The 13,513-nt window shown below is 68.1% G+C and carries 14 protein-coding genes; 9 read left to right on the forward strand and 5 right to left on the reverse strand.

Annotated features, from left to right (window positions below):
* Positions 1–9 precede the first annotated feature (9 nt).
* A complete protein-coding gene (locus M2282_RS26365) occupies positions 10–1,611 on the forward strand; it encodes a phospholipase D family protein (RefSeq protein WP_280811739.1) in 1,602 nt (533 codons plus the stop codon).
* A 10-nt stretch (positions 1,612–1,621) separates the two neighbouring features.
* Here M2282_RS26365 and M2282_RS26370 read toward each other — a convergent pair whose 3' ends face one another.
* From M2282_RS26370 to M2282_RS26390, 5 genes are all read right to left on the reverse strand, one after another.
* Entirely contained in the window at positions 1,622–2,266 is a 645-nt protein-coding gene (locus M2282_RS26370; RefSeq protein ID WP_280811740.1) for a LysE family translocator, read from the reverse strand.
* Between the two features lie 19 nt (positions 2,267–2,285).
* Positions 2,286–2,915, reverse strand: coding sequence for a YceI family protein (locus tag M2282_RS26375; protein ID WP_280811741.1), 630 nt, complete (start codon positions 2,913–2,915; stop codon positions 2,286–2,288).
* Between the two features lie 52 nt (positions 2,916–2,967).
* Positions 2,968–3,537 carry a YceI family protein gene (locus M2282_RS26380; protein WP_280811742.1) on the reverse strand — a complete coding sequence of 190 codons (570 nt, stop codon included), beginning with the start codon at positions 3,535–3,537 and terminating at the stop codon, positions 2,968–2,970.
* 13 nt (positions 3,538–3,550) lie between these two features.
* Complete coding sequence (locus M2282_RS26385) at positions 3,551–4,144, reverse strand: cytochrome b (protein ID WP_280811743.1); 594 nt, start codon at positions 4,142–4,144, stop codon at positions 3,551–3,553.
* 94 nt (positions 4,145–4,238) lie between these two features.
* Positions 4,239–6,026 (reverse strand): ATP-binding response regulator, encoded by a 1,788-nt coding sequence (locus M2282_RS26390; protein WP_280811744.1) that lies wholly within the window; start codon positions 6,024–6,026, stop codon positions 4,239–4,241.
* Between the two features lie 83 nt (positions 6,027–6,109).
* On the opposite strand from M2282_RS26390, the gene M2282_RS26395 reads away from it, so the two are divergent.
* From M2282_RS26395 to M2282_RS26430, 8 genes are all read left to right on the forward strand, one after another.
* Positions 6,110–7,339 carry a THUMP domain-containing class I SAM-dependent RNA methyltransferase gene (locus M2282_RS26395; protein WP_280811745.1) on the forward strand — a complete coding sequence of 410 codons (1,230 nt, stop codon included), beginning with the start codon at positions 6,110–6,112 and terminating at the stop codon, positions 7,337–7,339.
* An 80-nt stretch (positions 7,340–7,419) separates the two neighbouring features.
* The gene (locus M2282_RS26400; RefSeq protein ID WP_280811746.1) at positions 7,420–7,851 is read left to right on the forward strand and encodes a putative toxin-antitoxin system toxin component, PIN family; all 432 of its coding nucleotides are present in this window, start codon (positions 7,420–7,422) and stop codon (positions 7,849–7,851) included.
* Positions 7,852–8,238: 387 nt separating this feature from the next.
* Positions 8,239–9,177: an AraC family transcriptional regulator gene (locus M2282_RS26405; protein ID WP_280811747.1), complete on the forward strand. Its 939-nt coding sequence runs from the start codon at positions 8,239–8,241 to the stop codon at positions 9,175–9,177.
* 133 nt (positions 9,178–9,310) lie between these two features.
* Positions 9,311–9,616: a Flp family type IVb pilin gene (locus M2282_RS26410; RefSeq protein ID WP_280811748.1), complete on the forward strand. Its 306-nt coding sequence runs from the start codon at positions 9,311–9,313 to the stop codon at positions 9,614–9,616.
* Positions 9,617–9,644: 28 nt separating this feature from the next.
* Entirely contained in the window at positions 9,645–11,531 is a 1,887-nt protein-coding gene (locus tag M2282_RS26415) for a pilus assembly protein TadG-related protein (protein ID WP_280811749.1), read from the forward strand.
* A 16-nt stretch (positions 11,532–11,547) separates the two neighbouring features.
* Positions 11,548–12,552 (forward strand): hypothetical protein, encoded by a 1,005-nt coding sequence (locus tag M2282_RS26420; protein ID WP_280811750.1) that lies wholly within the window; start codon positions 11,548–11,550, stop codon positions 12,550–12,552.
* Positions 12,552–13,280, forward strand: a complete 729-nt coding sequence (locus tag M2282_RS26425) for a hypothetical protein (RefSeq protein WP_280811751.1) — start codon at positions 12,552–12,554, stop codon at positions 13,278–13,280. Before M2282_RS26420 ends, M2282_RS26425 begins: the two co-directional genes overlap by 1 nt.
* Positions 13,281–13,291: 11 nt before the next feature.
* On the forward strand, positions 13,292–13,507 hold the full coding sequence (locus tag M2282_RS26430; RefSeq protein WP_280811752.1) for a hypothetical protein: 216 nt from the start codon (positions 13,292–13,294) through the stop codon (positions 13,505–13,507).
* Positions 13,508–13,513 lie beyond the last annotated feature (6 nt).

A 13,513-nucleotide genomic window follows, 5' to 3' on the forward strand; every position in this document is an offset into this window, starting at 1 on the left:
AAGCCGCCAATGACCGGGAGCCTGCTGTCGCGCTGTGGGCATTGGGTCTTCGCCATCGTGGCCGCATCGCTGTTCGCAGGTTGTGCCACCTTGCCCGACGAGGCGCCGCGCCCGCCCACCAGGGCCATCGCCGTCTCGGCGGACACCGCGCTCGGCAAGATCGCGCTGGCCTCGCAGCCCGACCCCGACCTCAGCGGCTTTCGCCTGATGCCCGGCGGCGACTTCGCCTTCGACACCCGCATCCAGCTCGCGCGACGCGCCCAGCGCACGCTCGACGTGCAGTACTACCAGATCGAGAACGACGAGACCGGCCGCTACCTCTTGCGCACCCTGCGCGATGCGGCCCGGCGCGGGGTGCGCGTGCGCCTCCTGATGGACGACCTGTACACGTCCGGCGAAGACGAGCTGCTGCTCGGCCTGGCCGCCACGCCGAATGTGGAGCTGCGCCTGTTCAACCCGTTCCCGGCCGGGCGCGGCAGCCTCTTGAAGCGCTTCACCGCCTCGCTCTTCGACTTCAGCCGCGTCAACCGCCGCATGCACAACAAGCTCTTCATCGCCGACGGGGCGATGGCGGTGGCGGGCGGACGCAACATCGGCAACCAGTACTTCACGCGCACCTCGGGCGAGAACTTCATCGACCTCGACACCTTCGTGACCGGCGCGCTGATCCCGCGCCTGGGCGTGCTGTTCGACCAGTACTGGAACAGCGTCTACGTGCGGCCGGTCCAGTCGGTCATCGCGAGCGAGCTCTCGCGCGAGGAACTGCAGAAGCGCTTCGACACGGCCACCGGCCCCGAGACCACGCCGCCGCCCCCGAAGCCCGCGCCCAACGACCTGCTCGGCTACAGCCCGATGGCCGACGACCTGAACGCCGGCAAGCTCGGCCTGATCTGGACCCTGGCGGAGGCCTATGCCGATTCGCCCGAACGCGTGATCGGCAAGACCGCGTCGTACGGCGGCGTGCCGCTGCTCGATGTCGACAGCGTGCGCTACAACGTGGTCGAGCAGATGCGCCGCGCGCGCAGCGAGGTGACCATCGTCTCGCCCTACCTGATCCCGGGCGCCGCGGGGCTGGAGGTGATGAAGGAGATCCGCCAGCGCAACGTGAAGATCAGCGTGGTCACCAACTCGCTGGCCGCCACCGACGAGCCGCTGGTGCACACCGCCTACCGCCGCTACCGGCCCGAGATGCTCAAGCTCGGCGCCGACCTCTACGAGCTGAGCACCAACCGAACCCGGCGCAGCGTGCGGCTCGGCCTGTTCGGCACCTCGGTGGGCCGGCTGCATGCCAAGTCGGCGGTGATCGACCAGCGCATCCTCTTCGTGGGTTCGATGAATTTCGATCCGCGCTCGGAGACCCACAACACCGAGATCGGCCTCTTCATCCGCAGCGCCGAGATGGCGCAGCAGGCGCTCAAGCTCATCGATGTGCTGAAACAGCAGGGCGCCTACCGGTTGCGCTTCGTCGAAGGAAGTGGCGAGTCGCACATCGAGTGGGTCAGCGAGGACGCGGGCAAGACGACGGTGCTCAACGAGGAGCCCGACTCCGGCTTCTGGGACCGCACGATGCTCGAACTGCTGGCGCCGTTGACGCCCGAGAGCCTGCTGTAGTTTCGATCGCTCAGTTGCCGCGCACGGCCGACCACAGCAGGCGCAGGCCCAGCAACCCCATCACGCCGCCGGCCGCGCGATCGATCCAGGCCTTGTAGCGCAGGTACGCCGAACGCGGGGCTGCCGATGACAGCGCGAGCGCGACGACGGTGTACCACCCCGTCTCGATGCAGAAGATGACCACCGGCACCGCGAGCGCCAGCACCAGCGGCACCTCGCGCGGCAGGAAGGCCGCGAAGATGCTCGCGTACACCACCGCCGTCTTCGGATTGCTGACCTGCGTGGCGAGCCCAAGCAGGAAGGTGCGCCCGCCGCGGCCCTGCGGCCGGGGCGATGCGTCCGTGTCCTGCGCCATCGCGAGCGGCTGCCGCGCGCCGCGCCAGATGCGAAAGCCCAGGTAGATCAGGTACGCGCCGCCGAAGCCCTTGATCGCGAGGTAGAGCCCCGGCACCGCGAGAAACGCCGCCTGCAGCCCGGCCAGCGCCGCAATGGCAAAGACGATGCCGCCGGCACCCATGCCCAGCGCGGCTGCGAGCCCGTCGCTGCGCGAAGCCACGGCCGTGCGCGCAACCATGACGAAGCTCGGGCCCGGGCTCATCGCGCCCAGGGCCATGGCACCGCCGATGCCGAGCAGGGAGAGTGTGGTGTCCATCATCGCAAGGCTGCGCGGGCCGTCATTGCTGCACGTTCACCGCTTCCACCTGCACCAGCAACTTCACCTTGTTCTCGAACCCGAAGTTCAAGCCCCAGGTGATGCCCCAGTCGCTGCGCTGCACGGTGGTCTCGAAGTCGCCGCCGCACACCTGGCGATTGATCAGCGGGTTCAGGTAGCAGTTGAAGCGAACGGCCTTGAGCGTCACCGGCTTGGTCTGGCCCATGAGCGTGAGCGTGCCCGGCACGTCGACCACCTTGTCGCCGCTGAAGTCGATGCGGTCGGCCACGAAGCGGCCGGTGGGGAATTCGGCGACGTTGAAGAAATCCTTGCTCTGCACGTGGCGGTTGAGCAAGTCCACGCCGGTGTTGATGGTGCCGATGTCCATCGTGATGTCGACCTTGCCGCTCGCGCCCGTACCGTCGATCTGCACCGAGCCGTCCTTGGTGCTGAAGCGGCCGCGGTTGGTGGTGGTGCCGTAGTGGCCCATCTCGTACATCACGAAGGTGTGCGTGGGGTCGATCACGTAGTTGCCGTTCTTCACGGGGCCGCCTGCGGGCTTGGCGGCCACGGCGGGGGCCGTGTATTCCTGGGCCGTGGCGCAGGAGAGGGCGGCTGTGCACAGCGCAGTGGCGAGGAGGAGCTTCTTCATGGCAGCAGGAATGAGGGACATGGGATGTGCGATCGGAAAAAAGAGAGCGGACTCAGAGCGGCCCGAGGCCCGCGAGCGTGAGCTTGAAGCGCACCTGCACGTCGTTGCCGACCACCGAGGTGTCGGTCCACTCGCCGTCGCCGACCTTGTAGTCGAGCCGCTGGACCGTGAAGCTGCCGGTGGCCACCGCGTAGTTGCCGCCGGCCGGTGCGATCGTGAAGGGCACCGTCACATGCTTGGACGTGCCCTTGATGGTGAGCTTGCCCGCCATTTCGAACTTGCCGTCGCCCAGCGCCTTGATGGCGCTCGACTGGAAGCTGGCCTGCGGAAATTTCTCGGCATCGAACCACGGCGCCTTGGGCAGCTCGGCATCGCTCATCGCCACGCCGAAGCCGGCGCCGGCAATGGCTATCTGCAGGGCGACGCTGCCGCCCTCGGGCTTCTTCGGGTCGAAGGCGATCTGCGCGTCGAACTTCTTGAAGCTGCCTTCCATCGGCACGCCCATCTGCTTGGTGACAAAGGCGATCTGGCTCTTGTCGGCGACGAGCTTCGTGCCCGGTTCGGCCGCGGCGGGCATGGCTGCGGCGAAGGCCAGCAGCAGCGGGAGAAAGAGGCGTTTCATCCGGCAGGTTCCTTCAGTTGCGTGGTCCCGGCCACATGCGTTTCAAGAGGCCGTCGCGGTCGATCCAGTGGTGCTTGAGCGCCGCCGCCATGTGCAGCAGCGCCACGGCGGCCAGCGTGAAGGCGCTTGCCTTGTGCAGCGGTTTGAGTATGGCCTCGGCGAGGTCCTTGTCGAGCGGCACGAAGTCGGGCAGCGGCAGCACGCCGAACCACACGACCGGTATGCCCAGTGCCGAGGTGTAGGCCCAGCCGAAGAGCGGCACAGCGAAGAACAGCAGGTACATCAGCGCATGGCTGGCCCTGTAGCCCGCCAGCTGCCAGCGCGGCATGGCGCCCAGCACCTGCGCCGGCACGGCGGGCGGGCGGTGCGAGAGCCGCCACAGGAGCCGCAGCGCCGACAGCACCAGGATGGTGACGCCGGCCCACTTGTGCCAGTTGTAGAGCTTGATGCGCTGCGGCGAGAAGGGCAGGCCGGTCATGTAGAGCCCGACGCCGAGCGAGCCGACGATCATGGCCGCGAGCAGCCAGTGCAGCACGATGGCCACGAGGCCATAGCGTTGGCCGCGCTGCTCGGCGGCGGGGGGATGAAGAGGGGTGTCGGCGGACATCGGGGGCAGCGCGGGCGGGCTGTGCGCGGAGCATATCGGAAGGCGTGGCTTCCGGGTCTTGCATGGCCTGTGCCAGCCCGGCCGGCCGGCCAGGTCAGGTCCGCCGCGGGACCCGCAGCAGCACGCCGCGCAGTTCGTCCGGCTGCACGGGCTTGCGCAGCGCGTGCCAGCCGCGCTCGGTGGCCAGGCGCTGGGTGGCCTCGTTGATGTCGGCCGAAATCAGCGCGATGGTGAGCGCCGGGTTCTGATCGTGCAACCGCTCCGCCAGCGCGATGCCGTCGAGCGCGCCCGGCAGGCGGATGTCGCACAGCGCCACGTCGAGCGCCTGCAGGTCGGCCAGCGCCAGGGCCTCGGCGGCGCTGGCATAGACGCGCGGCTTCGCTTTCCACTGCCGCAGCAGTGCGAACAGGCTGTCGGCCACCACCGCGTTGTCTTCCACCACCAGCACGGCGAGCCCGGGGTGCAGCGTGGGCGCGGCACCGGGGGCGGCCAGCGGGGCAGGGGCGGCCTGCATCGCCGCCGCGCCGTAGCCCAGGGCCGCAGGGAGTTCGAAGCCGAACACCGAGCCCCGCCCCGGCGCCGAGCGCAGCGAGACCTCGATGCCCAGCTGTGCCGCCAGCCGTCGCACGATCGCCAGGCCCAGCCCGTGGCCGTGCTGCAGGTTGCGCTCGGCGTTGCCGATCTGCTCGAAGTCGTTGAACACGCGTGCCTGCGAATCCGCTGCGATGCCGATGCCGCTGTCGCGCACCTCGACGCGCCACGCCCGCTCGGTGCCCCGATGCCGCGTCCGCACCGCCAGCAGCACGCGGCCGCGCGGCGTGAACTTGACGGCGTTGTCGACCAGGTTGGCCAGCACGCGCCGAAGCGAGACCGCATCGGTCCACGCGACGGCGCCGGCCGGGCAGCGCACCGTCACGCGGCCGTTGCCGGCCTGGCGTGCGAGATCCTGCAGCAGCGGCGCCAGCGCGACCGCCACCGGCCGCAGCGGATCGACCGCGGCTTCGATGCGCCCGATCTCGAGCAACTGGTTGGTGAGCCCTTCGAGCGCCTGCTGCGCCCGCGCGAGCGAAACCACGGTGTGCTGGACCGCAGCGGTGTCCGCGCCGGTGTCCAGTTGCTGGCACAGCACCTCCGCCTGCAGGCCGATGGCCATCACCGGCTGGCGCAGGTCGTGGTTGGCGGCCGAGAAGAAGCGCAGCCGCTCGGCCTGCGCCTGCTCGGAGGCGCGCAGGCCCGCGAGCGCCTGTTCGCGCAGCGTGCGCTCGTTCAGGCGCAGGCCGATGTTCTCCTCGAGCTGCCGCGAGCGCTCGGCCACCAGCTTCCACATCATGGCCGTGAGGCCGATGCCGATCACCGAGACGGCCATCATGGTCGGCGCGCCGAGCGAGAGGCCGGTCACGATCACCGGCGCGAGCAGCACCGTGATCGCCAACTGCGTGGCCGGCGTGTAGAACGACACCGAGAACGCCGACGACAGCGTCATGCCCATCAGCATCAGGCCAAGCAGCAGTTGCTGGTCGGGCCGCTCCGGGTTGAAGAGCAGCACGCCGGCCAGGCCGTGCGCCAGTTCCCAGACGGCGGTGCGCAGCGTGTGCACGCGCTGCGCGTGGCGCAGGCTCTCGGGCGAGAAGGGATCGGGCAGGCGCTGGGGGAAGAAGCCGCGCATCACCGTCACCCCGGTGATGAGCGCGATCCACACCAGCGCGCGCGTGAGCGAGTACTGCCAGGCGAAGAGCGCCGCCACGCCGCAGTTCAGCAGGTATTGCACCAGCAGCACGGGGCCGATGGGACGGATCGAGAGCCGCAGCACCTCGCACTGAATCGCGAAGCGGTCGCTGTTGGCGGTGGCCGAAGCGACAGATGGTGCGGGGGTGGGAGTCATCGGCAAATCGACTATATAGAGAAGGACTGTGACGCGGCGACAATGGAGTCCCCCTAGTCGGGCTTCCCGATGGCCAATTTCCCGTGAACGATCTCTCCTTTTTCCTGCCTTGCGCCGCCGGCGTCGAGGAATTTCTCGCTCAAGAGGTGCACGCCCTCACGGGCCGCGTCGGGCAAGACCTGCTCACGCTGCGCGGCGGCGTGCGGGTGCGCGCCGACTGGCGCGACGCCCTCAAGCTCAACCTGCACAGCCGGCTCGCGCAGCGGGTGCTGGTCGAGCTGGCCCATGCGCCCTACCGCAACGAGAACGACCTGTACGCCATCGCAAGCGGCGTGGCCTGGGAGATCTGGTTCACGCCCAAGCAGACCTTCAAGATCGAGACCACCGCCCAGCACAGCCCGCTGCAGAGCCTGAACTTCGCCACCCTGCGCATCAAGGACGCGATTGCCGACCGCTTCCGCGCCAAGGCCAACGGCGTGCGCCCCAGCATCGAGACCCAGTGGCCCGACACCCGCGTGTTCGCCCACCTGACCACCGAACACTGCACGCTCTACATCGACACCTCGGGCGAGCCGCTCTTCAAGCGCGGCTGGCGCCAGGACAAGGGCGATGCCCCGCTGAAGGAAACCCTGGCCGCCGCCATGCTGGCCGCCAGCGGCTGGTGGAACCCCGAGACCGGCGCGGTGGCCGAGGAGCCGCTGTACGACCCCTGCTGCGGCAGCGGCACCATCGCCATCGAGGCGGCGCAGATCGCGCGCGGCATCGCGGCCGGATCGCTGCGGCGCTTCGGCTTCGAGAAGCTGCTGCCGTTCCAGGCGCACGTGTGGGACGCGATCAAGAAAGAAGCCGCGTCGGCCGTGAAGCCGGGCAGCGTCGCGATCTTCGGCTCCGACGTGTCGCACCGCATGGTCGACTTTGCCGAGCGCAACGCGGAGCGCGCCGGCGTCGCCGATGCCATCGAGTTCCGCGGCGGCGATGCGCTGCAGCGCATGCCACCGGCCGAGGGCGGGGTGATCATGCTCAACCCGCCCTATGGCGAACGGATCGAAGTCGGCGGCGTGGCCGGCACGGGGCGCTCCGGCGCCCGCGAATCGGCGCAGACCGAAGAGGGCGACGGCGGCGAGTTCTTCCCTCAATTGGCCACCCATTGGAAGAAGAACTATGCCGGGTGGACGGCCTGGGTTCTGACGCCTGACCTGAAGCTGCCCAAGCAGATGCGCCTGAAGGAATCGCGCCGCGTGCCGATGTGGAACGGGCCGATCGAGTGCCGGCTGTTCCGCTTCGACATGGTCGCAGGCTCCGCGCGCAAATAGTTTCGGGCGACATGCGCTGAACGACAGCGCCGGCCTTGCGCCGCGCATGGTGCAACATCGGCGCTCTTTCTCTCGCCGCCATGCTCCTTCCAGAATCCGGCTTCGTCGTCATCGACACCAACATCGCCCTCGACCTGTTCGTGTTCGACCACCCCGACTGCGCGCCGCTGGCGACCGCGCTCGCGGCCGGCGAGCTGCGCTGGATCGCCACCGCGCCCATGCGCACCGAGCTCGCGCGGGTGCTGGGCTATCCGCTGATCGTGCGGCGGCTGGCCCAGCGGCAGATGCAGGCGGCCAGCGTGCTCGAAGCCTTCGACGCGCGCGTGCAGCTGCTGGCCGACAAACCGCCGCGTGCGCCGTGCGTGTGCAAGGACCCCGATGACCAGGTCTTCATCGATCTCGCGGTGGCCCGGCGCGCGCTGCTCATCAGCAAGGACCAGGCGGTGCTGACCATGCGCAAGCGTCTGGCTGTGCACGGCGTCACGGTCCAGCCGGTGCTGGCTGCGGCATAGGCTGGCACCCAAGCGCGAAAAACACCGACTTCGCGAAAGCATCGCGCCGTCTTCTAGACAGCCAGCGCTTGCGCGTCTACTTGGTTGAAGCTTTCCACAGGAGGTGGGACCGAAAGCCGGCTGTATAGACAACGCTGGCAGTTGTCTGGTGCGCCCTGTCCGGCGTTTGCCGTGCGTGCATACCGATCTCCGCGGTTCGCATAGGGTCTGGCAATTGCATGGCCTAGCCAATATCTTCCGCGGCGCGAACCCGGTCCCTGCATGCGCCGCCGCGAGCCAGCGCTGCGCCCGATTCGTTCGCTCCCGAAGATTGCCGCTTCATCGCCGTGCCGCCCACGCGCTACAGGTTCGTGGGCGTGTCGTTTTCTGTCAGTCCAACGAAAAGCCATGACGAGTTCCAGCCAACGATCGCCGCGTCAACTGCTCCCCGAACTCGAAGTCGAGCGTGCCCGCTCGCCCGAGCTCGGCTACGAGCCGTCGACGGAGGTGGGCCTGGTGCGCTGCCTGGCGCACGGTTTTCCCACGCCGCTCGCGCGCTGGCATTGCCACGAGGAGTACGAGCTGCACCTGATCGTGGCCACCTCGGGCCAAGCGTTCGTGGGAGACTGGATCGGCTCGTTCGAGCCCGGCCACCTCGTGCTGTGCGGCCCGAAGCTGCCGCACAACTGGATCTCGCTGGACGCCCCCGCGCAGGGCGTGGCGCAGCGCGACCTGGTGATCCAGTTCCTGCGAGACCCCATCTTCGAAGCCGCCGAGCGCATTCCCGAACTGCAGGAGGCCGTGCGCATGCTCGAGCGTGCGCGCCTCGGCATCGAGTTCTTCGGCATGGCCGCTTCCGCGGAGGCGCATTGGCACCGTGTGAAAGATGCGCGAGGCCTCAAGCGCTTCAGCCTGTTCTGCGACTTCCTTGCCGACATGGCGATGTGCACCGACTACCGCCTGCTCTCGGGCATGCAGACCGATGGAGACCACGGCATCGAGGCCATCAACGACGTGGTCACGCGCATTGCCAACGACCCAGCGAAGGACCTGAGCGCGGCCGACATCGCGGCCGAGCTGGGCATGAGCGCGGGCCGCTTCAGCCGCCTCTTCCGGCGCGCCACGGGCCACAGTTTCCTGAGCTACGTGAACGAGGTCCGCGTGAACAAGGCGTGCCTCCTGCTGATGCAGAGCGAGCGCTACGTCACCTCGATCTGCTACGAGGTCGGCTTCAACAACGTCTCGAACTTCAACCGGCGATTCCTCGAGATCAAGGGCGTCACGCCGACCGAATTTCGCAGGCAGAGCCAGCTTCGCTTCGAGGGTGCAGGCAGTTTGGAGAACTAAAGAATTCGATCGATTTTCGAATGCTTTGCAAATGTTAATTTGTATCGAGATTCGCAAAACGTGTATCGAACACCCGACGGGAGCGTCCCTACGATCCGCTGATCCTTTCAGCCACCTTTCAGGAACTCCTCCCATGCAAATCCATCGCCTGACCCCACTGAGCCGCCAAATCGCCTCGAAGATCAAGATCCGTGGCCAGGGCATGACCGAGTACCTCGTGATCCTGGGCCTCATCGCCATCGCCGCGATCGCCGTGTTCAGTTTCTTCGGCCAGACCATGCGCAACCAGGTCGCCGGCATGGCGCAGGAAGTGGGCGGCAAGACCGGCTCCGCCGAAGTCACCAAGGCGCAGGCCGCAGCCGGCAAGGCGTCCACCAACGCCGACGTCAACATGAACATGAGCACCTACACCAAGGGCGGTGCGGACGGCGCGAAGTAACGCGATCGGCCACCGCGTGAGTCGGGCCGTGACTGTCGCTTCGAGGCCGTTCACGACCGCCGCCCGCCAGTCGGGCCAGGCGATCGTGTACCTGGTGGCGATGCTGCCGATCATCTTCCTGAGCGTGCTGGTGGTCTACAACACCGCCACCGCCGCGCGCGAGAAGATGAAGCTGCAGAACACGGCCGACGCAACCACGTACAGCGCCAGTGTGCTCACGGCACGCGCGCTCAACTACATGGCCTACACCAACCGCGCGATGGCCGCCAACGAGGCGAGCATCGCGACGCTGGCCAGCGTGCAGACCTCGATGGCCATGCTCATCACGAGCGCGGCCAACATCCAGGAGGGCCTGGTGGTCGCCGAGGCCATGAAGGGCATACGCAACCTGGAGCGCAGCCGCATCCCGGTCGTGGGCCCGATCTTCTTCCTGCAGTACCTGGGCAACCTGTTCAAGGCACAGCGCCTGCAGCGCACGGCCGACCGCATCGCCGGCTTCGTCGAGCCCTCGGCCAAGCCGCTGCAGATCGGGGCCGACATCCTTCGCGTGTTCAACCAGGGCATCTCGGCCAGCCAGGTCGCGATGCTCGTGGGCACGACGGCGCAGCTGCCGCAGCTGGTGAAGGACGTGGTCAACGCCAACGACCCCGACGCCTCGGTCCCGCCGGCCGAGACCGCGATCTTCGTGGTCAAGTTCGTGGCCGACGTGGGGACCTATCTGAAGACCTACCACCAGTCGGGCAGTCTCGGATTCGACGACGACGAGTACAACGAGGTGCTGCGCTTCGCGCATGCGGCGCAGGCCACGCGCGACGACTGGACCAAGAATCGCCGCTTCCTGCCCAACGTCCTGGGCTGGGTCGCCTCGGGCATGTCCGGCGCCATGCAGGGCATGATTTCCAGCAGCCCGACCACGCCGCCGGGCTTCGGCGATGTCACCGGCGACATGATGGGCGGGCTTCTCGAATGGAAGGGCGGCACCGAACTGGTCGCGACCGAAGGCATCGTGGGCGACGAGACCGGGCGCATCCGCTGGCAGTCGGCCGATTCGATCGAGATCAAGCTGCCCATCGGGGTGCTCTACACCGACCTCATCGGCGGCTGGGACGACATCGTGCGCGGCCGCTTCGGCCTGGGCGCTGGCGCGGCCGCCGCGGGCGGACCCAACTACATGAAGAGCTGGGAAGGTCAGCGCCTCACGCTGCGCAGCTACGCCCGCGAGGGCCGCACCTACGGCGGGCTGAACGGCGAGGTTGGCGACACCGCATTCATGGAGCGCGAATCCTTCGAGCGCGCCGCCCGCGACCGCAACGGCGAGCTCCTGCTGGCCCCGATGGCCGTGCTGGTGTTCAACGCCAAGCTGCACTACAGCCCGCGCACCGACATCGGCACCGTCACCAAGAGCTGGGCGATGCCCCGCTTCACAGAGATCAAGGACCATCCGCCGATGGTGGCCAACGAGTCGGACAACTGGCTTGCCGAGAACGGCTTCAAGGGCGCCAACCCGCTCAAGTGGGGCAAGAACACCGACAAGGGCCCGGCCTTCACGCTGGTGGTGCAGAAGGGCGGCGACAAGGTGCGAACGGGCGAGGTCGCCGGCTTCGGCAACTCCGCGGCCGACGGCAAGGCGGGCCTGCGCGACAACTTCCAGGGCCGCGAGATCAAGGCGGTGTCGACTTCGCAGGTCTACTTCCGCCGGCCGCAGGACCGCTGGGCGCGCCGCGACAACGCGGTGGCCGATCCCTCGACGGTCGGCAAATACAACGTGGGCTTCGCGGGCGGCTACATCGAGCACCGCAGCCTTTTCAGCCCCTACTGGCATGTGCACAACGTGGAGCCCTCGCTCTGGGCGCGCGCCATCGCCATGGGTGGAACTGCCGTCGGCGGCTCGGCCGACGAAGACAGCGGCAACTGATGAAGAAGGCCCGCGCATGACCCGCCCGCATCGACGACCGTCCAGGCGCCCGGCGCATGCAAGCGCTGCCGCCGCTTCCGCAGTGGTCGCCGGCCATGCGATGGTCGAGACGCTGCTCATCGTGAGCTTTGCCGCCGTCACGCTGGCCGCGATTCCGGCCATTGCCGACTACGGCACCAAGCGCATGCAGACCGTGGCCGCCGCGAAGCTGGTGGCCTGGCAGCGCACCGTTTGGATGCCCGAGGAGCAGGGCATCACCGCCGCGGAAGCCAAGGGCGCGTCGGGTGCCGTCAAGAAGACCGATGCGGAGGTCACGCGCGACCTGCGCCGCCACATCTTCCTGGACCGCTCGGCGCCCGGCATCTCCATCCACGCCGCGGACATCGCCGAGTTCGAACCGATGTTGCCGGCGATCGACCCGCGCACCACGGCGGTCGCCGCATCGAGCACGGCCGCGCCCATGCCGTCGCTGCTCAATGCGAGCGACGTGGTGTTCGACGGTATCCGCGTGGCGCAGGCCGCGCTGGGGGCCAACGCGATCACGGGGCCGCTGGGCAAGTTCCAGATGGTAAGCAGCGGCTACCTGCGCCACGAAGTGAAGGTGAGCCAGACCAACACCAGGTTCACGATGGTTCCCGCGCTGGACATGAGCGAGCAGGTCACCATGCTCACCGAAGCCTGGAACGCCGGCGGCACGAACCGCGAGGAAACCAAGATCCAGGGCCTGGTGCCCATGAAGCTCCTGGACGGCGCCTTCTACCAGCAGCTGCGCGGCGGCATGCACCAGACGGCCTACCAGATCAAGCAGATCTATCCGGCCTTCGACATGAACAACCTCACCATGGGCTTCACGCCGGGCGACGCCCTGGAGAAGACACCGCTGGACCGCTTCGAGCGCATTCCGCCCGGAGCGACCGGCGAGACCGGCGGCGACGGCGAGGCGAACGGTGGCAGCGTCAAGGACCACTTCCGCTACTACCGCGCCTTCCCGCCGACCCCCGTGGTCAACACGCTGCCCTGATGACCGTGCCCGCGCCGCTCCTGCGATGGATGCTCGCCGCCTGCTGGCTCTGCCTGTGCCTGCCCGGCGTGGCTGCCGCGGCACCGCCGCAAATGGATTGGCCGGCGATTCCGTCTCCCTCGGGCGCCAAGACCTTCTGGATCGCCGAGTACATCGAGCAGAACACCATCCCCATGCAGATCCGCGGCATCGAGTCCACGGACCCGATGGAGGTGGTCTCGCGCTTCTACGAAAAGTGGATGGCCGACAAGACCGGCTACGGTGTGAGCACCGTCGGCCCCATGCGCGTGCTTGGCGCGCGGATGGGCCTGTACCAGGTCACGGTGCAGCTGCGCGCGGCGCCTTCGGGCACGGTGGGCCGGCTGGTGGCGGCGGTGGTCTACGACGAAGTCAGGAACGAGCAGAGCCTGCGCGAGCGCGCCGAGCGCATCGGCAAGGGCTTTCCGCGCCCGGCCGGCTCGCAGGTGGTGTCGGACACGCTCTCCTACGACGAGGGCCAGCGCAACCGCACCATCGTCGTCACCAACAACGTGAGCGTGGAGACCAATGCGCTGTACCTGCGCGAACAGATGATCCGCCTGGGCTGGTCGCTGCTGCAGGACCGCACCGTCGAGGGCGGCACGCGCTCGGCGCTGGTGTTCCGCCGGGGCAACGAAGAGATGGCCGTGACCATCTCCAGGAACGATGGCGCCTACTTCATCGTCGCCAGCCAGACCACCCCGGAATGAACGCGAGCGCCATGCGTCCACGCCACCGCCGTCCTCGACGCGCCCCTTCTTCCTGCCACGCCCAGCGCGGCCAGGTCATCGCCGAATACGTGATCGTCGCCGGCATCCTCGCCGTGATGCTCTTCGCCACCTTCCCGGGCGCCGACCGCTCGGTGATCGCGCTGCTCATCAAGGCCTTTCGCGATGCCTGGGCGACTTACTCGTACACCCTTTCCTATCCTTTGTAGCCAGGC

The organism is Variovorax boronicumulans, from assembly GCF_029892485.1.
Classification (GTDB): domain Bacteria; phylum Pseudomonadota; class Gammaproteobacteria; order Burkholderiales; family Burkholderiaceae_C; genus Variovorax; species Variovorax boronicumulans_B.